The organism is Aeromonas sp. ASNIH4 (assembly GCF_002934425.1).
Classification (GTDB): Bacteria; Pseudomonadota; Gammaproteobacteria; order Enterobacterales; family Aeromonadaceae; genus Aeromonas; species Aeromonas hydrophila.
In genome coordinates, this window is the sequence record NZ_CP026217.1 from 3430822 (window position 1) to 3452849 (window position 22028).

Consider the following 22028-nt stretch of genomic DNA (forward strand, 5'->3'; position numbering starts at 1 on the left):
CCATGGATGCCAGCCTGCTTTCCCCCCACCTGTTACCCGACGCTCAGCTCACCCGCGAGAACTGCAAGGAGTACCTGAGCCGTTTTCTCGGCTGGCTGCACGCCCGCTTTGATGCCGGTGACAACATCATCGAACTGGTGGCCACCCGCTCCGAATACATGGACGAGCTGCTGACCCGGTTGTGGCAAAAGTTCGGCTTCGACAAGACGGAGCTCACCCTGATCGCGGTGGGTGGCTATGGCCGCGGTGAACTGCACCCCCACTCCGACATCGACCTGCTGATCCTCTATGAAGGGGACGAACTGGACGAGGTGCTGGGGCTGCGCATCGGCGAATTCATCACCCTGCTGTGGGATCTCAAGCTGGAGGTGGGCCAGGCGGTGCGCAACGTGGCCGAGTGCCTCGAGCAGGGGCGCGGCGACATCACGGTGGCCACCAACCTCATCGAGGCGCGCTACATCACCGGCCGCGAGGCGGGCTTCAAGCAGCTCAAGGAGGCCACCGGCCCCCAGCACTTCTGGCCGAGCGAGCAGTTCTTCAAGGCCAAACGCGAAGAGCAGGCCCAGCGCCACCAGCAGTTTCTCGGCACCGCCTACAAGCTGGAGCCGGACCTCAAGAGCAATCCCGGTGGTCTGCGCGACATCCAGACCCTGGCCTGGGTGGCTCGCCGCCACTTCGGCGCCACCACCCTGTTCGAGATGACCAGCCACGGCTTTCTCAACCGGGCCGAGTATCGCGAGCTGCTCGACTGCCAGAATTTTTTGTGGAAGGTGCGCTTCGCCCTGCACATGGCCATCAACAAGGGCGACAACCGGCTGCTGTTCGATCGTCAGCGTACCGTGGCCCAGATGCTGGGCTTCGAGGGGGAAGGCAATGCCCCGGTCGAGCAGATGATGAAGCGCTTCTACCAGACGGTGCGGCGGGTCTCCGAGCTCAACGAGATGCTGCTGCAGCTGTTTGACGAGGCGATCCTCGGCAACACCGCCATGGACGTGCGCCGCCTCTCCGACGAGTTCCAGCTGCGCGGCCGCCTCATCGATGCGGTGGATTCCGAGCTGTTCGGCCGCGAGCCCGCAGCCATCCTGCGCCTCTTCTACCAGATAGCCCAGCACCCGGAGATTGCCGGCATTCACTCCGCCACCCTGCGCCAGCTGCGCGAGGCGCGCCGCAAGCTCAACTGCTGGCTGCAGGACTTGCCGGAATGCCGCCGCCTGTTCATGGCGCTGCTGCGCCACCCCAACGGCATCGGCCAGCCGCTCACCCTGATGCACAAGTACGGCATCCTGGCCGCCTACCTGCCCCAGTGGAACCTCATCGTCGGCCAGATGCAGTTCGACATGTTCCACGCCTACACGGTGGATGAACACACCCACCGGCTGCTCAAGAACATCCACCAGTTTCCCAACCCGGCCAGCCGCCAGACCCACCCGCTCTGCCACGAGGTGTTCACCCGGCTGCGCAAACCCGAGCTGCTCAGCATCGCCGCCCTGTTCCACGACATCGCCAAGGGGCGGCGTGGTGACCACTCAGAGCTCGGCGCCGTCGATGCGCTGGAGTTCTGCCAGCTGCACGGCCTAGATCGCTACGAGAGCCGGCTGGTCGCCTGGCTGGTACGCCATCACCTGCTGATGTCGGTCACCGCCCAGCGCCGCGACATCTATGACCCCGAGGTGGTCACCGACTTTGCCCAGAAGGTGCGCGACGAGCAGCACCTCGACCTGCTTTACTGCCTGACCGTGGCCGATATCTGCGCCACCAACGACACCCTCTGGAACGACTGGAAAGGCACCCTGCTGCGCGAGCTCTACTTCGCCACCCAGAAGGCGTTGCGCCAGGGACTGGAAAACCCGCCCGACATGCGCCTCAAGATCCGCGAGAACCAGCGCCAGGCCAAGCAGATCCTGGCCCAGCGCGACGTGCCGGAGGAGGCCATCAACCAGCTCTGGAGCGACTTCAAGGCCGATTACTTCCTGCGCCACACGCCGGAGCAGATCGCCTGGCACTGCCGCAAGATCATCGAACACGGCGACAACCCGGCGCCGTTGGTGATCATCGGCAAGCACCCGACCCGCGGCGGCAGCGAGGTGTTCATCTATTGTCGCGACACCCCGAATCTGTTCGCCACCGTGGCCTCGGCGCTGGATCAGAAGAACCTCAACATCCACGACGCCCAGATCATGAATTCGCGCAGCGACTACGTGCTCGATACCTTCGTGGTGCTCGAGCCCAACGGCGAGCCCATCAGCCCCAACCGCACCGCCACCATCAAGAAGGCACTGGAGAAGGCGCTGCAGGAGCCGGGCAAGCTGGTGCTGCGCAGCAAGCCCCTGTCACGGCGCCACCGCCAGTTCAGCGTGCCGACCCGGGTGGTCTTTCTGCCCCACAAAGGGGAGACCCGCCACACCCTGCTGGAGCTGACCGCGCTCGATACCCCGGGGCTGCTGGCCCGCATCGGCGCCGTGTTTCAGCAGTGTGGCCTGTCGCTCCATGCCGCCAAGATCACCACCATCGGCGAGCGGGTGGAGGACTTTTTCAGCCTCACCACCCTGGTCGGCGAGCCGTTGACCCAGGCCGAGCAGCAGGCGCTGGAGGAGCGGCTGGTCAACCAGCTCAACCCGCAAGAGTCGGCCGATGATGAGGGCAGGCCGGGCCCGTGAAGGCTTCACAAGACGCCGAGTCTGCCCCTGATTTATCAAGCAGAACAAATGGTTGGACCACGCCAGCACAATAAATCGGCGTTCCCGTGAAGAAATCGGCCCCAGCCCTTAAAAACAATTGGAAAAGTGTGATACAACAAACGGAATTTTTTAAAGGAAACCTGTCATGACCGAGTTGCAACAGATCATCGAAGCGGCCTTCGAGCGCCGTGATTCCATCACTCCCGGCTCCGTCGATGCCGCCACCAAGGCCGCCATCCTGCAAGCCATCGACCTGCTGGACTCCGGCAAGGCTCGCGTCGCCGAGAAAATTGCCGGTGAGTGGGTGGTACATCAGTGGTTGAAGAAGGCGGTACTGCTCTACTTCCGCATCAATGATAACGGCATCATCAAGGGTGACGACGCCCAGTACTACGACAAGGTTCCCCTCAAGTTCTCCGACTACAGCGCCGAGCAGTTCAAGGCTGCCGGTGTGCGCGTGGTGCCGCCGGCCACCGCCCGCAAAGGCTCCTTCATCGCCCCCAATACCGTGCTGATGCCCTCCTACGTCAACATCGGCGCCTTCGTCGATGAAGGCACCATGGTCGACACCTGGGCTACCGTGGGCTCCTGCGCCCAGATCGGCAAGAACGTGCACCTCTCCGGCGGCGTCGGCATCGGCGGCGTACTGGAGCCGCTGCAGGCCAACCCGACCATCATCGAAGACAACTGCTTCATCGGTGCCCGTTCCGAAGTGGTGGAAGGGGTGATCGTGGAAGAGGGCTCCGTCATCTCCATGGGCGTCTTCATCGGCCAGTCCACCCGCATCTATGACCGTGAAACCGGCGAGATCCACTACGGCCGCGTCCCGGCCGGCTCGGTGGTCGTCTCTGGCTCCCTGCCCTCCAAGTGCGGCAAGTACAGCCTGTACGCCGCCGTCATCGTCAAGAAGGTGGATGCCAAGACCCGCGCCAAGGTCGGCATCAACGCCCTGCTGCGCTCCATCGACGAGTAAACAGTTTGCGGTGATTTAAAAGGGCGCCTGATGGCGCCCTTTTGATTTTGGCGCCCCTGTCACAGGCAAGCCACACCGACTCGGTTAAGATAGATTGGTCAGGATCGTTTCAAACCGAGGAAGCCCGATGTACGAGAATCTGAAGAGCCTGGGGATCCAGGAACCCACCTCAGTGGACAGCTATACCCTGCGCCAGGAAGCCAATCACGACATCCTCAAGATCTACTTCAAGAAACAGAAGGGCGAGTTCTTCGCCAAGAGCGTCAAGTTCAAATATCCGCGCCAGCGCAAGACCATGCTGGTCGATTCGGGCACCCACGAGTACAAGGATGTCACCGAGATCAACGCCAATCTCAAGTACGTGGTGGATGAGCTCGACAACCTGACCCAGGGCGTGCACGTACAGGCCGACCCGGACATCAAGCAGAAGATCTTGCGTGACCTGCGCCACCTGGAAAAAGTGGTGCAGAACAAGATCAGCGAAATCGAGCGGGATCTGGAAAAGCTCTAAACCGGTCTGATGCAGCAAAGGCGCCCATGGGCGCCTTTTTCTTTGAGCTGAAGACCGATGGCAACATTGATAGCGCGTCGGTCGAAACATGCAGCACCGCATCCGGCTGCCCTATGACGCCCAGCAAAAAGGGAGGCTTGTGCCTCCCTTTTCGACAACTCTGGTATTCAGGCAACAGGATTAGTTGCTCTTCATCCAGATGTCCATGTCGGTTTTCAGGTTGTCGGACTTGGTACCGAAGATGGCTTGTACGCCGGAACCTGCCACTACCACACCGGCAGCGCCCAGTTTCTTCAGACCAGCCTGGTCAACCTTGGCCACGTCTTTCACACCGACCCGCAGACGGGTGATGCAGGCGTCCAGCGAAGCGATGTTCTCTTTGCCACCGAAGGCAGAGACCAGTGCGGCAGACATCTCGTCCTTGCTCTGGCCAACGCTCTCTTCGGCCGCTTCGTCTTCACGACCTGGGGTTTTCAGGTTCATGGCACGGATGACCACGGTGAAGACCACGTAGTAGATGACGGCATAGACCAGACCCAGACCCACCAGCAGCAGCATGTGATCGGCACGCGGGGATTGCACCACGAAGTCGATGAAGCCGTTGGAGAAGGTGTGACCGTGTACCACGCCCAGGGAGTTGGTCAGCACGTAGGCCAGACCAGCCAGCACGGCGTGGATGGCGTACAGTACCGGCGCGATGAACAGGAAGGAGAATTCGATCGGCTCGGTGATACCGGTCAGGAAAGAGGTCAGGGCGGCAGAGGCCATGATACCTACGATCTTGGCACGGTTTTCCGGCTTGGCGGAGTGCGCGATGGCAAACGCGGCGGCAGGCAGACCGAACATCTTGAACAGGTAGCCACCGGCCAGCTGACCGAAGCCGTTGCCGGCAGCGCGGGAAGCGTCGTCAGCAGTCAGGAAGCAGGTCATGATGCCGTGTACGGTTTCACCGGCAGCGTTGACACAGGTACCAGCCTGATAGAAGAAAGGCACGTTCCAGATGTGGTGCAGACCGAACGGGATCAGGGAGCGCTCAACCACGCCGTAGATGCCGAAGGCCAGTACCGGGTTCTGGTTGGCAGCCCAGTCGGAGAAGGCACCGATGGCAGCACCCACCGGCGGCCAAATGACGGACAGGATCACGCCCAGGCCGATGGAGACGAAACCGGTAATGATGGGCACGGCGCGTTTGCCGGCGAAGAAGCCCAGATACTCGGGCAACTGGATCTTGTAGAAGCGGTTGAACGCCCATGCGGCCACGCCACCGGCGAGGATACCGCCCAGGACGCCGGTTTCGATGGTCTCAACGCCCATCACAGGCGCCATGACCTTCAGGGTGGCGACCATGATGCCGTAGCCAACGATGGCTGACAGACCGGATACGCCGTCGTTATTGGTAAAGCCGAGGGCCACGCCCACTGCGAACAGCAGGGCCATCTGACCAAATACGGAACCACCGGCCTGCTCCATCAATTGGGAGACAATTTCCGGCAACCAGCTGAAGTGGGCAGCACCCACCCCCAGCAGAATACCTGCAACGGGCAAGACCGATACTGGCAGCATCAGCGCCTTACCGACCTTTTGCAGATTAGAGAAAGCATTTTTTAACATGTGTGCGCTCCTGAATGGAATGTCTTACCGTAGACGCTTCAGTCCAATTTATAGACGATCATCAACATCATCTCTCATCGGCATGAATTCGACGCGGGTTTGTTTATTTTGACCAGCTGAATATAACCCAGCAGATCGCAAATATCTTCCATCAGGGGTAAGCGAATAAAAAATTTGGAGGGGAGATCACAAGATAATTTCGGCGGGAATTTTCAGCTAATTACAGATATATTTCGGCATCTTCATGCTAAGCCATAAATATGAAAAGTGCTGTTTCGTATTGTATTTTAGCCAATCAAATTAATACCCAACGAAACGCATTGTAACTTAATGTAACCATTTGCTGTTTTTTCTATTTTAGTCTACCGATTAAAAAGGCCTCCAACAAGGGAGGCCTCAAATAAATATTATCTTTTAAAGACCGGGCAATATTCAGCCCTTTTGGGAACGCTTGACCGCATCAATAAAGACCGATTTCGCCTTGGTCGAACCGGCCCGCTCCGCCTCGCTGACCAGTTGCATCGCCTTGTCGATATCACCGGCTTTCACCGCTTTTTCGATCTGGGATTGATAGAAGGCCTCGGTTTCGCTCAGCATGGGGGCACTGCTCTTGACTGCGCCGGCGGTCGCCAGAGGCACGACAAGCTTGTTTGGTGCCGTGTTGACTACCGGGGTGTTGGCATCAATCACATCCTGATAGACAGGCTTGTAATAGTTACTCTCGGTTTTGACACCACTCAAGTCCTCCACAGAGAGGCTGACCACGCCCCAGGGGGAGTGCGGAATGACGGGGTCTTTTTCACCATAATCAACCACCCCCAGCGACTTGGTCATCAGCTTGGAAGGGCTAAGGATGGTGGTTGTTTTGTCCAGACCGCTCTGGTCTGTGTAGATCACCATGTAACTTTCGTTATTGGGGTTACCAACATAGGAGCGATCCACGGTAAACACGGCTTCCATGCGATCCCCTTGCAGCATGCGTGCAGGCTCGTACTTGAACACGTCGCTGCCCAACTTGCGGGTCACATTGAATTTGGAATCCAGCATCAAGACGGTCGGGTTGAACAGCGATTTGTCGATCAAGCCATCAACCGTGATGCGCAGGTCACCGGAGTTGACCGGCAACCGGAAGGCGGCAAAGTGGCTTTTCCCTTCGCTGAAAGCGTAAACGGGGGAGCTGCCATCAATGGGGATAAGCTTGGTTGCGCCCGGTTGTATGTCCTGGAACGGCAGACTGGAGACATCGCGACAGCAGCTGCCAACCGTAGCCAATTGGCTCATCGCAACGTCGCGATTTCCCATGATGGACTTGAACTCCTGAGTCGGCGCTACCGTCGTTTCCAACGTGGCGCACCCACCCAGCACAACAGAACAGAATACAGTCAAGGCTAATCTGGAATATCTCATCGCGTGACCCTAAGAAACGAGTTGTAAAAAAAAGAGCCCCCGTCATGCGGGGGCACTTGCAGTCATGACGTCAACAGATTACCACCAAGCTTCAGCTTGAACACCGAAGTTCCAGGAGTCGTCCTGCTTCACGCCATTGGCATCTGGGCGGAACTGGCCGTCAGAATCCAGGTAGGAAGCATATACGCGGATTTCCGGGCGGGCCCAGAAGCTGGAACCGGCGGACCAAGCCTGAGCCAGGGTGTATTTCTTACCGATAGTGCTGGTTTCGGTACCATTGTTCGGCTTGTAGCTGTCATGGTGATAGCCAAGCTCGGCGATGGTCTTCATGGTGTCATTCCACTTGTACATCGGGCGAACGACAACGGAGAAGGTGTCCTTGTCAGCGCTGTCATTGTCGATGTCACTGGCAGTACCGTAAACCAGCTGGTGACCGAACTCGACCTTGTCGCCAACCGGCAGCACGCCCCAGTTGATGAAGCGCCAGCCATCGCCCTTGGCGGCAGATTGGCTCAGGCCGCTGCCAGAACCGCTACCGTAGTCAACAGCCTGAGAGGCATAACCATCGGCGAAATACTGAACCACGGTCTTGTTGAAGCCACCCAGCATGGATTGGGTCAGCTCGGCGGTCAGCATGTGGCCGTTTTTCTCGTAATCTTTGCTGCCCAGAGCAGCTTTCTGTTCATCAGTCAGGTTGCCACGGGCGTAGTCATAGCCCAGCTCCAGGGAGCCGTCTTTCCACAGCGGGATACCAGCATAACGCAGGTCAAGTACGTCGGTATCTACACGTTTGTCGACACCCACACCACCTACAAACTGATCGTAATCTTCCCACGGGTCGTTACGCAGCCATGCAAAGGAGAGCTTGCCCGGACCAGCCTGGATGTTTTCTACACCAGCACCGGCACCAGACACATCCCAGTAGTAGAAGTCAGAGATGTGGATGTCGTGACGTTGGTAGTAACGCTTACCAGCCCACAGGGTGGCTTCCGGTGCGAAACCCAGCACACCCTTGGCTTGCACATTGAATTGGCGCAGTGCAAAGTCGGCATCGCTGCCGCTGGTGCTTTCCCAGTCACGACCTTGCTGACCGGAAACCATTGCAAACATGGAGTCTACGTAGAAGGACTTGCCATCCTTGTTGTAAGCCTCTTGACCCAGCTGAACTTCGCCGTAGGTCTCGGCTTCGTTGCCCAGACGACCGACTTTTTGTTTGCTGTAAGTTTGCAGGCTGCCGTTATCGGAAGTACCGACACCGGAACGCATGTAGCCGTGGAAATCAACGGCGAAGGCGGCTTGGGAAGCCAGGGCTGCGGTTACTGCTGCAGCGATCGGGAGCCACTTTGCTTTCATTTTCATTTTCCTTATTCCCGCTGAGAGGAGTGTGATCCTGAATATCCAAGTTCTTATCACCATAAAAACGTTTAGGTGATAACCGAGGCCGATTATAGGTAGCCAATTTCGGGACAAACATGAGCTGATTCACAAAATGGCGACAAATCGCCCAGCATTGGCCGTGGAGGGTTTTGTACGATGATAATCAACCGAACTATGCAATAACTCACCACCCACACAGGAGTAAAAGCGAAAAGATCCACCATGAAACCGCTACCAACCATTAATTCGCTTCGATGAATAAGTCATAAATATTCAAATTGATGACAAAAACATGACTGAGATCGCTTTCAATGGGGAACTTTTAAATTTGAGGCATGTCGGCTGCCCCCGAAATAAATCGCTGAGCAAAGCGGGGATGGCGTGGAAAATAACCGGATAAATATCGGGCAAATATGGTCAGTTGAGACTGCTGATTACCGTAAAATAAACATCCCCGCCAGACGGGCTGAGCGGGGATGAATAAAGGATAAAAACGGGCGATCGCTACAGTTTATTTAGCCAGCCATTGAGCCAGGCTAGCGCCACCTTTTCCGGCTCATCGTCGACGGTGGCATCTATCTCCAGCCGGGGCAGCAGAGGGCTGGCACCGAGCTCCTGCAACAGCGCATCGAGGTGACGACCGGCACCGCAGAAATGCTCGTAGCTGCTGTCTCCCATGGCGACCAGCGCATAACGCCACCCTTTCATGTAGGGGGCCCGGTCAGCCAGGGCGGTGGCCAATGGCTGCAGATTGGGCGGAATATCGCCCTGCCCCGTGGTCGCCGTGATGACCAGCAAGAATCGACTCGCATCCAGATCTGCCAGCTCGGCTTCCTCGTACACCTGGCAGCCGTGCCCCGCCTGCGCCAGCTGTGCAGCCAGCGTCTCGGCCACCAGCATGGCCGCACCGTATACGGTACCCACCACTATGTCTATCTGCGCCATCACGGACCCCTTTGACCAACATGGATGCCCAGCATGCCACAGCAACAGCTTGGGCAACACCCCGCGATCGTCAGCCTCAGTAGTCGCTCTCGCTGGCGGGCCAGCCCAGTTCGGCAAACAGCTGCAGCACTTCCTGCCCCAGCGGTGCCTGGATCCGCATCGGCACCTTCAACACCGGGTGCTCAAAGCTGAGGGTGCGAGCCACCAGCAGCAGGCGATCGCAACCATAATGCTCGCGAAAGAAGCGGTTGTGGCGGCCATCGCCATGGGTGGTGTCACCGACGATGGGGTGGAACAGATGATCGAGATGGCGGCGCAGCTGATGCTTGCGGCCTGTCTTGGGGAACAGCCGAACCAGGCTGTAGCGACTGGTGGGGTGTTTCTTGGAGACCGCATGGGGCAGCTCGACCTGATGCAGGCGACGAAACGCGGTCACCGCCTCCTGGGCCGGACGATCCGGGTCGCTCATGGCATCGGCGATCTTGTCCAGCTGCTCCTTGAGCGGATAGTCGATGAGCCCTTGCTCGGGGGCCCAGCCGCGCACCAGCGCCAGATACTCCTTGTGCACCTGACGGGCGGCAAAGGCTTCGGTCAGGGTACGGGCCACGGCGGGATCGAGGGCAAACAGCAGCACTCCCGAGGTGGGCCGGTCGAGCCGGTGTACCGGGTAGACGTGGCGACCGCCGATGAGATCCCGGGTCATCTGCATGGCGAAACGGGTCTCGGCCTTGTCGAGCCAGCTGCGGTGCACCAGCAGGCCGGAGGGCTTGTTGACCGCAACCAGCCAGTCATCCTGATAAAGCAGGGTCAGTTGCAAGGCGTTCTCTTCCTGTGCCTGCTCACGCATCATTGCTCAACCACTTTGCCGGAGAGCAGCAGATCGAAGCGGGCGATCAGGCGCAGCAGGGCTTCGACCTCCGCCAGCTCCTCCTTGTAGACTTCGCTGGCCATGGGGTAGAGGGAGACGCTGCTGGGCAGCGGCGCCTGCAGCAGCACCAGCTGCTCCATGCGCGGGATCAGCACGAACTGCAGCCACTGATCGAAGCTCAGGGTATCGACGCAAAATGGCAGCTCGCTGGCCAGGGCCTCTTCACCCGGATGGGCCGCTTGCCAGCGTTCCAGACGTTGCAGCTCGGCGGTCAGTTCACCCAACAGGCCGGCTACCAGCAGATATTGATTCATTGCGTTCTCTTCCTCATCACCACACACCGTCCGCCGCCAATCCTGTGTCGCTGGCGGCAGGCCGAACTTTGCAAAAAAGGGCGTTACTATACACCCTCCCCCCTATCCTCTGCCATGCCCCTTGCGGCCGACAACACGGACGAAGAACCACGGCGGCTCCCGCCCCTGCGTACCGGGCCAGATGCCGGGCGGCGCGCCCCACTGGCTATCTTGTGCAACCTCCTTATAATCGGCCCGCATCACCCTTAGCCGGATCACCTCATGTCCACCATCAATACGCTGACCGAATTCTTGACCCAGGCCGACACCCAGTTTCAACTGTTCGACATGGGCCGCCAGGTGCGACCACTGGCAAGCGACACCTTCGAGCGCATCGAGCAGCAGCAGGAGCCCTACCCCTGGCCCCTGCAGCAGCACGCCTGGCTCGGCGTCCACTTCTTCCAGCCGGCCGAATCCCGTCACTACCTGTGGTTTCTCAAGTTTGCCCTCGACGAGCGCGGTCTGCTCATCGCCAGCGGCCCCAAACATTTCATGGATCAGGTGGTGGAAACCCTGGGCTACAAACTGACCGGCGAGCTCGATGAAGAGAAAGCCCAGCGTCTGGCGGAGAATCCCTACACCTTCCGCCCGGCCGAGGCCAAGATGGCCAGCCTGCACGCCAAACTGGCCCGTCAGCTGGAACAGGCCCCCTCGACCTACTTCGAGGGGCTCTGCCACTATCTGTCAGCCCCGACGCCAGAGGGATGGCAGACCCTCGGCGTACAGGGTTTTGCCGATCTCGCTGAGCGGCTGCAGGATGAACGCAACCTGGCGCTGGTGTGCAAAGCGCTGCCAAAACTGCCGCAAGAGCCGCTCTACGCCCTCTGTCAGAGCCTGGAAAACGCCCCGTTGCCGCCGGCCGTGCAGGGCGCCCTGTTCGAGCGCATCGGCAAGGAGCAGGAGTGTGCCGAACCCAATGACGAAACCCTGGCCTACCTGTGCCGGGCACTGGCCTCCTGCAACGGCAGCAGCATGCGCACCAACAAGCTGCTGACCCTGTTGCAAACCAAGCCTAGCCCGGCCCTGCTGCTGGCCATCGCCGGCCGGCTCTGGCCCGATCTGAAGGATGCCGGCCTGCTCAGCCTGTTCCTGGAACAGCTGGCCCTGCAGCCGACCCAGTTCTTCAATCAGGTATTTGCCGAGCTGGTGACCCTGCCGGCCCTGCGCAATGATATGCTGGCCAGGCTGCGCGACCCCGAGCGCAGCGACGCCCTGGGCCAGGCCATCGGTCGCCTGTTCGCCTCGGCCTGATGATGTCGGCGACCCGCCACCATGGCGGGTCGCCTGTCGCCACGGATCACACCCCGGAAGGAGCCCGCGATGGGTGAAATGTTCGCAATCTTGCTGCTTATCCTCGGTGCGGGTGCCTTCTGGCACCAGCGGCGTCAGGCCGAGCTTGCTTGGCAATACATGCGCCGCTACTGCCAGCATCACGACCTGCAACTGCTGTCGCTGGCCCGCAGCCACCGTGCGCTGGCCCACCAGCCGCTGCGGCTGCTCACCTATTACGAGTTTGAATTCTCCAGCGATGGCGAGAGCCACTATCTGGGGCAACTGCGCATGCAGGGGCTGCAGGTGGTCGGTGTCGAGCTGCCACCCCACCGGGTGCCCACCCTGTAAATCTGCCGCCACAGGGCGGGCCTATAATGTTCAGGAATGCCTCTTGGGAGAGATGAGATGGAATTCCTGACCCACGATCTGGCCGCCCTGTTTGCCCAGCTGGGGCTGGCCAACGACGAGCTGAGCCTGCACCGCTTCATTCACGAGCACCGCTTGGACAACCAGACCCTGCTGCCGGAAGCCCCCTTCTGGAACCGCGCCCAGGCCGACTTTCTGCGCGATGCCCTGTGGAACGATGCGGACTGGTCGGAAGCCATCGACGAACTGGACGTGCTGCTGCGCCGGCCCGACTGACCCAGCCCCGCTGTTCAGCGCCCCACGCTTTGGTTAAGCTCTCTGCCCGTCCAGCCCGAACCACTTTTCATCCTGCGCAGGAGTCCCATGTCAGCCCAAGAGATCATCCGCATCGCCAATGAACTGGCCGCCAAAGGGATCACCCCCTCCACCGCCATGGTCAAGGCCCGCCTCAACCAGCCCGTCCCCATGGCCGAACTGCTCAAAGTGCTGAGCCAGTGGAAGCAGCAGCCCGCCAGCGCCCCGGAAGCCGGAAGCACAGCGCAGATGGCCCCCGCTCCCGCCGCCGAGCCCACTCTGCTGCAGCTTGCCGAACGGCTCGAGCGGCTCGAACAGAAGGTGGATCGGCTGACCGAGCTGCTGCTCCAGCAGGGGAAGCAGTGAGCCATGTACATCCTTGAACTCTGCTTTGAGTGCTATCGCGACACCTCGCTGGGCGAGGCCGAGCGGGCCATCGTCAACTACCTCGACATGCTGCGCTATCAGGGCCAGATCCTCGGCCGGGAATTCCCCACCAGCATGCACGAGGGCTATTTCGTCAGCCGGGTGGTCTGCCCGGAGCAGGACAGCCTGCACCCGGACAACCAGAGCGAGCAGGTCAAGCTGGCCGAGCAGCAGCTCAATCAGGCCGGCCTGCTCGCCCCCAAACTCCAGTTGCAGGGGGCGGATCTGCTCTCCGACAGCACCGATCCTTGCGGCTATGATGGCGAGCGCCCCAGCTGGATGCTGCTCTACACCAGCTTCCTGCACACCTGCTCGCCGCTGCGCTGCGGCGACCACTTTGCCCCCATCCCGCTCTATCGGCTGCCGGCCGTCGCCAACGGCGACCACAAGCAGATCATCAAGTGGCAGGAGGATTGGGAGGCGTGCGACCAGCTGCAGATGAACGGCTCCATCGCCGAGCATGCGGCGCTGCATGAAATCGGCGAGGTGGGCAGCCGGCTCCAGCGCCGTGGCAGCGATCTCGGCAAACGGCTGGAAGCCCTCACCGGCATCCCCACCTACTACTACCTCTACCGGGTGGGCGGCCGGAGTGCGGCCGAGGAGAAAGCCCGTCCCTGTCCGAGCTGCGGCGGCGAGTGGGCGCTGGCCGAGCCCCTGCACGAGATCTTCGACTTCAAGTGCGACCCCTGCCGGCTGGTCGCCAACCTCTCCTGGGATTTCAAGGACTGAGCCCGGCGGTGAACCAAACAAAAACGCCTTGCCGGTCGGCAAGGCGTTTTTCATTGCAACTGACGCTGTTTATTGCGGCAAAGTCTCAAGCCGCTCGAGGAACGCCGGCAGTGAGGGGGCCAGTACCAACCGACGGCCCGAGTCGAGCCACTCCAGCCACACCTGCCCGCTCTCGTTGTCGAGCGACACCAGCGTCATCTCGTTGCGGGTGGTGGCGATGAACAGGGAAGGTGAGCGCTTCAACTTGCGCAGCATCAACAGGTGGCCGATGAGGTTCTCCTTGAGCAAGTCGAGATCCGCCTCGTTCCAGGGCAGCACAAACTCGAGCCGCAACCCCTTGTAGAGGCAGGGCACAGGGCGGCTGAACCAGCCACCAAACAGGGCCTGCGCGGCCGGATGCAGGGTCAGCTCAAGCGCCTCGTTCATCGCCGTGAAATCGGCGGGCTCGGCGCGCCGATGCGGGCGCCAGGCCACCCGTCCCTCCTTGGGCTCATCCAGCTCGCAGGGGGAGCGCCAGTCTGCCTCCCACTCGCACAGGGGCAGCCCTCGCCTCGCCTCGCCGTCGCGCTGCCAGCGCAAAAAAAAGTGTTCCAGGGCAGACAAGACTTGATCCGACATCGAAATTCCCCACAATTGCTGCCAAAGTTCGCTATTGCACCATCAAAGCCATGAGCAGACAAGGTGCAGCGCGGATCGCCAGCCGGCGCTCCCCGCCTTGCCGCCCCCATCGGGCGCATGCTCTGCCATCGCCCATTCAACGTTCGAGTCAGCACACATGAGCAAACAAGAGAGATACGCCGGGGCCAGCGCCCTGCAGGGGCTGAGCCTGGGTCAACAGTCGGCCTACATCAGCCAGTACACCCCGACCCTGCTGCAGCCGGTGCCCCGCAGCCTGAACCGCGACGACCTCGGCCTTGGCGGCGAGCTGCCGTTCCAGGGCTGCGACGTCTGGACCCTGTACGAGCTCTCCTGGCTCAATGCCAAGGGCAAGCCCATGGTCGCCGTCGGCGAGGTCGCGGTGCCCGCCACCAGCGCGAACCTCATCGAATCCAAGTCGTTCAAGCTCTATCTCAACTCCTTCAACCAGACCCGCTGTGACTCACTGGAAGCGGTGCAGGCCATGCTGGTCAAGGACTTGAGCGCCTGCGCCGGTAGCGACGTGAGCGTCACTCTGTTCCCGCTGGCCCAGGCCCCCCACCACATTGCCGCCCTGCCGGGCGAGTGCATCGACGAGCAGGACATCGCCGTGGACTGTTACGAGTTCGATGCCGACCTGCTGCAAGGTGCGGCCGGCAACCAGGAGGTGGAGGAGACCCTGCACAGCCACCTGCTCAAGTCCAACTGCCTGGTGACCAGCCAGCCGGACTGGGGATCCGTGGTGATCCACTATCGCGGCCCACAGCTGGACCGGGAAAAACTGCTGCGCTACCTCATCTCGTTTCGCCAGCACAACGAGTTCCACGAGCAGTGCATCGAGCGGATCTTCACCGATCTCAAGCACTTCTGCCGCCCGAGCCAGCTGACCGTCTACGCCCGCTACACCCGTCGCGGCGGCCTGGACATCAACCCGTTTCGCAGCGACTGGGAAGTGGTGCCGGCCAACCTGCGCCTGATCCGGCAATAACCCGTCACCCCACCGGGCCTGCAGCACTGCCACGGCCCCGATCGCGGGGTCGGCGCGCAATCTGTCAGTAAACTCTGGACGCACGGGGGCGGGCTTGGATAACATGCCCTCACTCCCGTGCTGCCCTTAATCCAATGAATCAACTGTTTTTTCTGGCAATGATGATGTCCTCCCTGTCGGCTCCTGATCTGGATCTGGCCAAGGAGCAGTTGTCCATCGATCTGCAACAGGCCCAGACCCTGGTGCTGACCGATCCCGCCAGATGCGTGCAGATCACCTCCGCCTTCCTCACCCGCACGGCCAATAATCCCAAGCAAATCATCAGCAATCGCCAGGAATACGGCTATCGGGAGCCGCTGCTGAGCTATGGCACCTCCGCCCAGGCCACCGGTGCCCACCTGCTCAAGGGGGAGTGCCTGCTGCAGCTTGGCCAGTTCCAGGCGGCGCAGAAATCCCTCGATCAAGGCATCGCCATGGCGGCCAAAGAGCAGCAACTGGAGCTGCAGGCCCACGGCCTATATCTGAAGATCCGCAGCCAGAATCTGCAGGAGCGCTCCCACGGCGCCAGCGGCGGCCTGCTCGGCCAGCTGGAGACCCTGCTCAGTACCCCCAGCCTGAAAGAGAGCCAGCTGCAGGTGTACAGCCGGCTACTGCGCACCAACGCCAGCATAGAGGCGCACCAGTTCGACGAGGCCAAGCGTCAGCTGGCCGAAGCCCGCCGCTGGGCGGATCAGACCAAGAATCCGCTGGCCAGCGCCTGGGTCAGCGCGGTGAGCGGCGACCTCTACCACGCCCTCAAGCAGCCCCAGCTCTCGCTGGGCGACTACATCGATGCCCAGCAGCAGGCCAGAGGGTTGCAGGATCCGCTGTTCCTCGGCCTGCTGTCGAACCAGATAGTGAACCTCTATCAGGAGGAGCAGGAGCCGCAGAAGGCACTGCAATACGCCAACGAGGCGGCCAACTACTTCCATGCCCTCGGCAATCCCTCCCTGCTGAGCGACGCCCTCATCGTGCTGGCCCGCCTCAACCGGGAACAGGGCGAGATGAACATGGCGCTGGTCTACTTCTTCAATGCCCTGGATCTGCTGGACGAGGGCAACAACCGCACCCGCATCGCCCACCTCAAGTACGAGATAGGCAAAACCTATCTGGAAACCGGCAACCTGACCCTGGCCCGCAACTACCTCACCGCGGCCCGCCAGTCCCACGAGCTGGGGGACGACAAGGAGCCGCTGATCGACACCCTGCTGCTGCTGGGTGAGCTGCACCTCAAGCAGAAGGAGGCGGGCATCGCCATCCTGCAGCTGGAAAACGCGCTGGCACTGGCCAACCAGATCGGCGACGCCCAGCGCCAGTTCGAGATCTTCCGCCTGCTCTCGGCGGCCTACGAGCAGAAGGGCTATCTGCAGCAGGCGCTGGACAGCTACAAGAATTTCCACCAGCGCAGCGAGCAGGTCCGCCAGCAGCAGGTCGATCTGGAGCAGGAGGCGATCCGCGACAACTACGCCCAGGTGGAGCGGGAGCAGCAGATCAAGGAGCTGCAGCAGCAGCTGAGCACCAGCAAGCATCAGCAGGATCGCTACCTCTGGTCGAGCGTGGTGACCGGTCTGTTGCTGACCCTGTTCATCTATCTGTTCTTCACCCTCTGGCTCAAGCTGCGGGTCGCCCGTCTGCAGGGCAAACAGCTGGACGAGGCGCTGCTGCTCGAGCCACGCACCGGGCTGGCCAACTGGCAGCGACTGATGAGCCGCTGGCCGCGGGAGATGGCCAAACGCCAGCAAAAATCCGAGCGCTGGTACTTAAGCGAGCGGCCCACCAGCGAGTTCGACGACAAGCTGCACTACCTGCTGTTTCGGGTGCCCTTCCTGGTCAACAGCCTGGAACAGCACGGTTATCAGGTAAGCCGCGAGATAGAGCAGGCCTTCGGCGCCTACGTCAACGGCCTCACCCCGCAGGATGGCCGCATCTATGACCTGCGCGAAGGGCATCTGCTCTATGTGGTGCCCCAGCGCCATGTGGAAGACCTGCACCGACTGGCCCGCGAACTGCTTGCGGCACTGGCCGAATTCCCTTGCCAGCACCCGCTCGATCGCCACATCAGCCTCGGCATCGTCAGCCACCCCTTCCTGCCCAAGGCGGCCACCGCCCTCGATCATCACGGCCTGTTCGACCTATGTTATCTGGCCCTGGCAGGAGCCATTCAGCTCAGCGAAAAACACCAGCAAAGCGTCTGGCTGGAGCTGGCCGCCATCGATTGCCAGCAGGCCGCATTTTTTAATGGGGATGTGTGGCAATGCTGCTTGATGGCAATTGACAAGGGACTGGTAAAAGTAAATTCTTCTCATGAAAAGCAATGGGTTAATTGGCTTCGACTTTCACGGACGAAAGCGCCGGTTGATCAATGACAAATAGATAATCAACTGGGTCTGGAACTGGGTTCGACCGCTGTTGCTATCCAACACAACAACGATAATGACAACAGGGCGACCTGAATAATGAATGATATCGCTGCCGTAGCCGGACAATTGGCCAGACTCAGGGAATCCCTTCAGCAAAAACAGCTGGAGCTTGACGGCGTCGTCTCTTTCTCCGACACCGAACGCGCCCGCAGCATCCAGTTCATCACCAAGCTGATGCAGGCCTGTCGCGGCCACGATCGCGAGCTGGACAACAAGCTCGCCAAGCTCAAGCAGAAACTCGATGGCAACCCGCCGCTCTCCTCCCTCGATGCCGACCTCGCCGTCATCGAGAAGCTGCTGCAGCAGCACGGCAATGCACTGGAAGAGTCCATCTCCCTGACCAAGTCCGCCATCGAGCTCGGCAGCAAACAGCTCAAGGCTCTCAAGGGCTTTCCGGAGGAGACCCGCAAATCCCTCAAGGAATTTCTGGCAAGCCCGGATGGCTATGGCATCGGCGATCACCAGAAGAAGGTGATCCGGCTGCTGGAGTTCTATCAGCAGGCCATCAAGATCCAGCTGCTGCCCACCCAGCCCCTGCTGGCCCAGAGCACGCCCGCCGGCAACCAGGCCGAAACGGTCACCGACCTTGCCGCGCCGGAGCCGGGCGCCCCCTTTGACGTCAAGGTGCACGCCCACATCGCCGACGAGCTGCAGCGGCTCATCACCGAACTCGACTTTGCCGGCGCGGTCGGCGAGAGCCTGGCGGACATTCGCCGTCAGTTGCTCAATGGCATCACTCCTCCCCTGCTGGCGGAGATCTGCCTGCAGGTGATCGAGCTCATCATCGAGGGCACCCGCGAGGAGCGCAAAGCCTCCCAGGCGTTCCTCAGCACCCTCAACGAGAGCCTCTCGGCGGTCCACTTCAGCTTCACCGAATCCCTCGACGAGGGGCGCGCCCTGCAAAGCGCCACCCTGGATACCCGCAAGGCCATCGACAGGGAGCTCAAAGCCATCGACCATACCCTGGCCAGCCATGACACCATTGATGACCTCAAGGGGGCCATCTCCGGTCACATGGGGGCCATCAACCTGCTGCTGCAGGACAGGGAGGCCATGGCCGCCCGCGAGCGCCACCTGCTGACCCGCCTCTCCACCATGGAGGCCAAGCTGCGGCTGATGAAGGAGGAGACCGCCGAATACAAGAAGCGGCTCACCATCCAGAAGCACAAGCTGTTCCTCGACAGCCTGACCCAGGTGCACAACCGGGCAGCCCTTGACGAGCGGCTCGAGCTCGAATACAAGCGCTGGCTGCGTTACAACACGCCGCTGTGCCTGGCCATCATCGACATCGACCACTTCAAGCACATCAACGACAACTACGGCCACATGGCCGGCGACAAGGCGTTGAAGGTGGTTGCCAAGGCGCTGCAGGGTGCCCTGCGCGACACCGACTTCATCGCCCGCTTCGGCGGCGAGGAGTTCGTGGTGCTGCTGCCGAACATCAACCCGGACAAGTTCCAGAAGCCGCTGGAGACCTTGCGCCAGACCATCAAGAGCATTCCGTTCCGTTTTCGCGATGCCAGGGTCGAGATCACCATCTCCATCGGTGCCACCCTGTTTAGGGAAGGAGATCACACCACGGATGCGTTCGAGCGGGCCGACAAGGCCCTCTACAGCTCCAAGAACTCGGGTCGGGATCAGGTCAATCTGGCCTGATCGGCGACTAAAAAAGCAGCAAACGCACTTTTCCCCTATTCCCCTGCCCCACCGCTTACATCTACTATCAAATCCAAGGGATGCCACAGGGCATCCCGTTTTCTCCCCAGGGAAAAGCACAACGATAACAAGCGAGTGAAAGGGGAACCTATGATTACGCACATCAATCCAGTCGGCAGCATGGACTTGCTGTCCCAGCTCGAGGTGGACCGCCTTAAGCAAACCGCCTCCAGCGATATCTATCAACTGTTTCGCAACTGCTCGCTGGCGGTACTCAACTCCGGCAGCCATACCGACAGCTCCAAAGAGATACTGGAGCGCTTCAAATCCTTCGATATTCATGTGATCCGGCGCGAGCGCGGGGTCAAGCTCGAACTGTTCAACGCCCCCGAGCACGCCTTCGTCGATGGCGAGATCATCCGCGGCATCCAGGAGCACCTGTTCTCCGTCCTGCGCGACATCCTCTACGTGTCGACCCAGCTGGAGTCGAACCGGCTGGTCAACCTGACCAGCTCCACCCACATCTCCAACGTGGTGTTCGCCATCTTGCGCAACGCCAAGGCGATTCTGCCGGGCGCCGATCCCAATCTGGTGGTCTGCTGGGGCGGTCACTCCATCAACGAGATCGAGTACCAGTACACCCGCGCGGTAGGCAGCGAGCTGGGCCTGCGTGAGCTCAACATCTGCACCGGCTGCGGCCCGGGTGCCATGGAGGGCCCGATGAAGGGCGCCGCCGTCGGCCACGCCAAGCAGCGGGTGCGCAACGGTCGCTACATCGGCCTCACCGAGCCTTCCATCATCGCCGCCGAGCCGCCCAACCCCATCGTCAACGAGCTGGTGATCCTGCCGGACATCGAGAAGCGGCTGGAGGCCTTCGTGCGCCTTGGCCACGGCATCATCATTTTCCCGGGCGGGGTCGGTACCGCCGAAGAGCTGCTCTACCTGCTCGGCATCATGATGCACCCGGCCAACGAGCGGCAGCCCATGCCGATCATCCTAACCGGCCCGAAGGAAAGCGCCGATTACTTCCGCGCCATCGACGACTTCGTCAAGGCGACCCTGGGCGAACCGGCCACCAGCCTCTACCGGATCATCGTCGGCGATGCCCCGGAAGTGGCCCGGGTCATGAAAGAGGCGATGCCGAAGATCCGCGAATACCGCAAATCGGTCGGCGATGCCTACTCCTTCAACTGGTCGCTCAAGATCGAGCCGGAGTTCCAACTGCCGTTCGAGCCGGATCACGCCAACATGGCCAGCCTGGATCTGCACCGCAACCAGCCACCCCAGCTGCTGGCGGCCAACCTGCGTCGTGCCTTCTCCGGCATCGTCGCCGGCAACGTCAAGGAAGGAGGCATCCGCGCCATCGAGAAGAAGGGACCCTTCAAGCTGCACGGCGACAAGGAGCTGATGCACCTGATGGACAAGCTGCTGGAGAGCTTCGTCAAGCAGCAGCGCATGAAGCTGCCGGGCAGCCAGTATGTGCCCTGCTACGAAATCGTGCGCTGACGGGCAGCACAGCTGAAACGAGGGGCGCATGGCGCCCCTTTTTTGTCGCAGGGGATGCCCGCGGCCATCAATCCCCCATCGAGCCCGCTGGTTTGTTACAATGGGGCGTCCCGACTGCCAAGAGTGCCCCATGTCAAACCCAAGGCCACACCTGCTCATCATCGATGCCCTCAATCTCATTCGCCGACTGCACGCGGTTCAGGCCCAGCAGGCGCTGACCCCGGCCCAGGCGCTGATCGCCACCCGTGCCAACCTCATCAACACCTGCCGCAAGCTGCTGGCCGCCAGCGAGCCGACCCACGTCATCGCGGTGTTTGACGGCGAGGTGCACAGCTGGCGCAAGGAGGTCTACCCGGCCTACAAGGAGGGGCGACCCCCCATGCCGACCGAGCTGCGTGAAGGGTTGAACGAGCTGCAAGATGCCTTCTGGGAGTGCGGCGTGGACGCCCTGCTCTCCCAGACCGACGAGGCGGATGATCTCATCGCCACCCTGGCCAGCGGCATTGCCCAGCACGGTGCCAGAGCCACCATCATCTCCACCGACAAGGGGTTCTGCCAGCTCATCTGCCCGCAAATCCAGATCCGCGACTACTTCAACAAGCGCTGGCTGGATGCCGCCTTCGTCGAGCAGCAATACGGGGTGGCGCCGACGCAACTGGTGGATTTCTGGGCTCTGACCGGCATCAGCGGCTCCAACATCAAGGGGGTGCCCGGCATCGGCCCCAAGACTGCCACCCAGCTGCTGCAGCAATACGGTGATCTGGCCAGCCTGCTGGCGGCCTGCCAGCAGGAAGACGCCGCCAAGGCGCTGCTCAAGCTGCGCCAGCACCAGGATGAGGCCCTGCTGGCCCAACGGCTGGTGCGGCTGCAGCGGGACATTCCGCTCGGCTTCAACCTGCGGGAGATCCGCTATCCACCGGCTCCCGAAGCCTGAGCAAGCGAAACCGCCAAGCATGACCGGACTCACTCTCGC

Annotated in this window: 20 protein-coding genes; 13 read left to right on the top strand and 7 right to left on the bottom strand. The window is 61.0% G+C overall.

Going from position 1 to position 22028, the window contains the following annotated elements; genetic code table 11:
* Nucleotides 1-2 precede the first annotated feature (2 nt).
* The 3 genes from glnD to C2U40_RS15720 all read left to right on the top strand — a co-directional run bounded on the left by glnD (nucleotide 3) and on the right by C2U40_RS15720 (nucleotide 4162).
* Nucleotides 3-2657: a bifunctional uridylyltransferase/uridylyl-removing protein GlnD gene (glnD, locus tag C2U40_RS15710; RefSeq protein WP_103827242.1), complete on the top strand. Its 2655-nt coding sequence runs from the start codon at nucleotides 3-5 to the stop codon at nucleotides 2655-2657.
* A gap of 166 nt (nucleotides 2658-2823) precedes the next feature.
* Nucleotides 2824-3651: a 2,3,4,5-tetrahydropyridine-2,6-dicarboxylate N-succinyltransferase gene (gene dapD / locus C2U40_RS15715; RefSeq protein WP_005303473.1), complete on the top strand. Its 828-nt coding sequence runs from the start codon at nucleotides 2824-2826 to the stop codon at nucleotides 3649-3651.
* Nucleotides 3652-3778: 127 nt separating this feature from the next.
* Nucleotides 3779-4162 carry a DUF3461 family protein gene (locus C2U40_RS15720; protein ID WP_011705091.1) on the top strand — a complete coding sequence of 128 codons (384 nt, stop codon included), beginning with the start codon at nucleotides 3779-3781 and terminating at the stop codon, nucleotides 4160-4162.
* 180 nt (nucleotides 4163-4342) lie between these two features.
* On the opposite strand, the gene ptsG is transcribed toward C2U40_RS15720, so the two are convergent.
* From ptsG to C2U40_RS15750, 6 genes are all read right to left on the bottom strand, one after another.
* Nucleotides 4343-5773, bottom strand: a complete 1431-nt coding sequence (ptsG, locus tag C2U40_RS15725; protein ID WP_016349865.1) for a PTS glucose transporter subunit IIBC — start codon at nucleotides 5771-5773, stop codon at nucleotides 4343-4345.
* A gap of 432 nt (nucleotides 5774-6205) precedes the next feature.
* Nucleotides 6206-7075, bottom strand: a complete 870-nt coding sequence (locus C2U40_RS15730) for a MalM family protein (RefSeq protein ID WP_223924690.1) — start codon at nucleotides 7073-7075, stop codon at nucleotides 6206-6208.
* A gap of 183 nt (nucleotides 7076-7258) precedes the next feature.
* Nucleotides 7259-8533: a maltoporin gene (locus C2U40_RS15735; protein ID WP_010634786.1), complete on the bottom strand. Its 1275-nt coding sequence runs from the start codon at nucleotides 8531-8533 to the stop codon at nucleotides 7259-7261.
* Nucleotides 8534-9061: 528 nt separating this feature from the next.
* Nucleotides 9062-9502 (bottom strand): flavodoxin, encoded by a 441-nt coding sequence (locus tag C2U40_RS15740; protein ID WP_103827243.1) that lies wholly within the window; start codon nucleotides 9500-9502, stop codon nucleotides 9062-9064.
* A 76-nt stretch (nucleotides 9503-9578) separates the two neighbouring features.
* Nucleotides 9579-10352 carry a tRNA pseudouridine(65) synthase TruC gene (truC, locus tag C2U40_RS15745; RefSeq protein ID WP_016349861.1) on the bottom strand — a complete coding sequence of 258 codons (774 nt, stop codon included), beginning with the start codon at nucleotides 10350-10352 and terminating at the stop codon, nucleotides 9579-9581.
* Nucleotides 10349-10684 (bottom strand): YqcC family protein, encoded by a 336-nt coding sequence (locus C2U40_RS15750; RefSeq protein WP_011705085.1) that lies wholly within the window; start codon nucleotides 10682-10684, stop codon nucleotides 10349-10351. The genes truC and C2U40_RS15750 overlap by 4 nt, the downstream gene beginning before the upstream one ends.
* Nucleotides 10685-10945: 261 nt before the next feature.
* Here C2U40_RS15750 and C2U40_RS15755 point away from each other — a divergent pair, with 261 nt between their 5' ends.
* From C2U40_RS15755 to C2U40_RS15775, 5 genes are all read left to right on the top strand, one after another.
* Complete coding sequence (locus tag C2U40_RS15755; RefSeq protein ID WP_103827244.1) at nucleotides 10946-11974, top strand: DUF3549 family protein; 1029 nt, start codon at nucleotides 10946-10948, stop codon at nucleotides 11972-11974.
* 69 nt (nucleotides 11975-12043) lie between these two features.
* Nucleotides 12044-12343, top strand: a complete 300-nt coding sequence (locus C2U40_RS15760) for a DUF3301 domain-containing protein (protein WP_011705083.1) — start codon at nucleotides 12044-12046, stop codon at nucleotides 12341-12343.
* Between the two features lie 57 nt (nucleotides 12344-12400).
* Complete coding sequence (locus C2U40_RS15765) at nucleotides 12401-12637, top strand: DUF2789 domain-containing protein (protein WP_011705082.1); 237 nt, start codon at nucleotides 12401-12403, stop codon at nucleotides 12635-12637.
* A gap of 87 nt (nucleotides 12638-12724) precedes the next feature.
* The gene (locus C2U40_RS15770; RefSeq protein WP_103827245.1) at nucleotides 12725-13021 is read left to right on the top strand and encodes a hypothetical protein; all 297 of its coding nucleotides are present in this window, start codon (nucleotides 12725-12727) and stop codon (nucleotides 13019-13021) included.
* A gap of 3 nt (nucleotides 13022-13024) precedes the next feature.
* On the top strand, nucleotides 13025-13810 hold the full coding sequence (locus C2U40_RS15775; RefSeq protein WP_103827246.1) for a Zn-ribbon-containing protein: 786 nt from the start codon (nucleotides 13025-13027) through the stop codon (nucleotides 13808-13810).
* A gap of 69 nt (nucleotides 13811-13879) precedes the next feature.
* On the opposite strand, the gene syd is transcribed toward C2U40_RS15775, so the two are convergent.
* Nucleotides 13880-14428 (bottom strand): SecY-interacting protein, encoded by a 549-nt coding sequence (gene syd, locus C2U40_RS15780; RefSeq protein ID WP_011705080.1) that lies wholly within the window; start codon nucleotides 14426-14428, stop codon nucleotides 13880-13882.
* Between the two features lie 157 nt (nucleotides 14429-14585).
* Here syd and queF point away from each other — a divergent pair, with 157 nt between their 5' ends.
* The 5 genes from queF to xni all read left to right on the top strand — a co-directional run bounded on the left by queF (nucleotide 14586) and on the right by xni (nucleotide 21989).
* On the top strand, nucleotides 14586-15434 hold the full coding sequence (gene queF / locus C2U40_RS15785; RefSeq protein WP_181014742.1) for an NADPH-dependent 7-cyano-7-deazaguanine reductase QueF: 849 nt from the start codon (nucleotides 14586-14588) through the stop codon (nucleotides 15432-15434).
* A gap of 134 nt (nucleotides 15435-15568) precedes the next feature.
* Nucleotides 15569-17839: a hypothetical protein gene (locus tag C2U40_RS15790; protein ID WP_103827248.1), complete on the top strand. Its 2271-nt coding sequence runs from the start codon at nucleotides 15569-15571 to the stop codon at nucleotides 17837-17839.
* A gap of 90 nt (nucleotides 17840-17929) precedes the next feature.
* Nucleotides 17930-19549, top strand: coding sequence for a GGDEF domain-containing protein (locus tag C2U40_RS15795; protein WP_103827249.1), 1620 nt, complete (start codon nucleotides 17930-17932; stop codon nucleotides 19547-19549).
* A gap of 150 nt (nucleotides 19550-19699) precedes the next feature.
* Nucleotides 19700-21055: a nucleotide 5'-monophosphate nucleosidase PpnN gene (gene ppnN / locus C2U40_RS15800; RefSeq protein WP_011705076.1), complete on the top strand. Its 1356-nt coding sequence runs from the start codon at nucleotides 19700-19702 to the stop codon at nucleotides 21053-21055.
* Between the two features lie 130 nt (nucleotides 21056-21185).
* On the top strand, nucleotides 21186-21989 hold the full coding sequence (gene xni / locus C2U40_RS15805; protein WP_181014743.1) for a flap endonuclease Xni: 804 nt from the start codon (nucleotides 21186-21188) through the stop codon (nucleotides 21987-21989).
* The last annotated feature ends 39 nt before the right edge of the window (nucleotides 21990-22028 follow it).

Excerpts from the sequence above, each read along its gene's own strand:
- C2U40_RS15735 (WP_010634786.1), bottom strand. The coding sequence starts at position 8,533 with ATGAAAGCAAAGTGGCTCCCGATCGCTGCAGCAGTAACCGCAGCCCTG.
- C2U40_RS15750 (WP_011705085.1), bottom strand. The coding sequence starts at position 10,684 with ATGAATCAATATCTGCTGGTAGCCGGCCTGTTGGGTGAACTGACCGCC.
- C2U40_RS15760 (WP_011705083.1), top strand. The coding sequence starts at position 12,044 with ATGGGTGAAATGTTCGCAATCTTGCTGCTTATCCTCGGTGCGGGTGCC.
- ppnN (WP_011705076.1), top strand. The coding sequence starts at position 19,700 with ATGATTACGCACATCAATCCAGTCGGCAGCATGGACTTGCTGTCCCAG.
- syd (WP_011705080.1), bottom strand. The coding sequence starts at position 14,428 with ATGTCGGATCAAGTCTTGTCTGCCCTGGAACACTTTTTTTTGCGCTGG.
- C2U40_RS15795 (WP_103827249.1), top strand. The coding sequence starts at position 17,930 with ATGAATGATATCGCTGCCGTAGCCGGACAATTGGCCAGACTCAGGGAA.
- ptsG (WP_016349865.1), bottom strand. The coding sequence starts at position 5,773 with ATGTTAAAAAATGCTTTCTCTAATCTGCAAAAGGTCGGTAAGGCGCTG.
- truC (WP_016349861.1), bottom strand. The coding sequence starts at position 10,352 with ATGATGCGTGAGCAGGCACAGGAAGAGAACGCCTTGCAACTGACCCTG.
- C2U40_RS15765 (WP_011705082.1), top strand. The coding sequence starts at position 12,401 with ATGGAATTCCTGACCCACGATCTGGCCGCCCTGTTTGCCCAGCTGGGG.
- dapD (WP_005303473.1), top strand. The coding sequence starts at position 2,824 with ATGACCGAGTTGCAACAGATCATCGAAGCGGCCTTCGAGCGCCGTGAT.
- C2U40_RS15730 (WP_223924690.1), bottom strand. The coding sequence starts at position 7,075 with ATGGGAAATCGCGACGTTGCGATGAGCCAATTGGCTACGGTTGGCAGC.
- C2U40_RS15790 (WP_103827248.1), top strand. The coding sequence starts at position 15,569 with ATGAATCAACTGTTTTTTCTGGCAATGATGATGTCCTCCCTGTCGGCT.
- C2U40_RS15755 (WP_103827244.1), top strand. The coding sequence starts at position 10,946 with ATGTCCACCATCAATACGCTGACCGAATTCTTGACCCAGGCCGACACC.
- C2U40_RS15770 (WP_103827245.1), top strand. The coding sequence starts at position 12,725 with ATGTCAGCCCAAGAGATCATCCGCATCGCCAATGAACTGGCCGCCAAA.
- glnD (WP_103827242.1), top strand. The coding sequence starts at position 3 with ATGGATGCCAGCCTGCTTTCCCCCCACCTGTTACCCGACGCTCAGCTC.
- xni (WP_181014743.1), top strand. The coding sequence starts at position 21,186 with ATGTCAAACCCAAGGCCACACCTGCTCATCATCGATGCCCTCAATCTC.
- C2U40_RS15720 (WP_011705091.1), top strand. The coding sequence starts at position 3,779 with ATGTACGAGAATCTGAAGAGCCTGGGGATCCAGGAACCCACCTCAGTG.
- C2U40_RS15775 (WP_103827246.1), top strand. The coding sequence starts at position 13,025 with ATGTACATCCTTGAACTCTGCTTTGAGTGCTATCGCGACACCTCGCTG.
- queF (WP_181014742.1), top strand. The coding sequence starts at position 14,586 with ATGAGCAAACAAGAGAGATACGCCGGGGCCAGCGCCCTGCAGGGGCTG.
- C2U40_RS15740 (WP_103827243.1), bottom strand. The coding sequence starts at position 9,502 with ATGGCGCAGATAGACATAGTGGTGGGTACCGTATACGGTGCGGCCATG.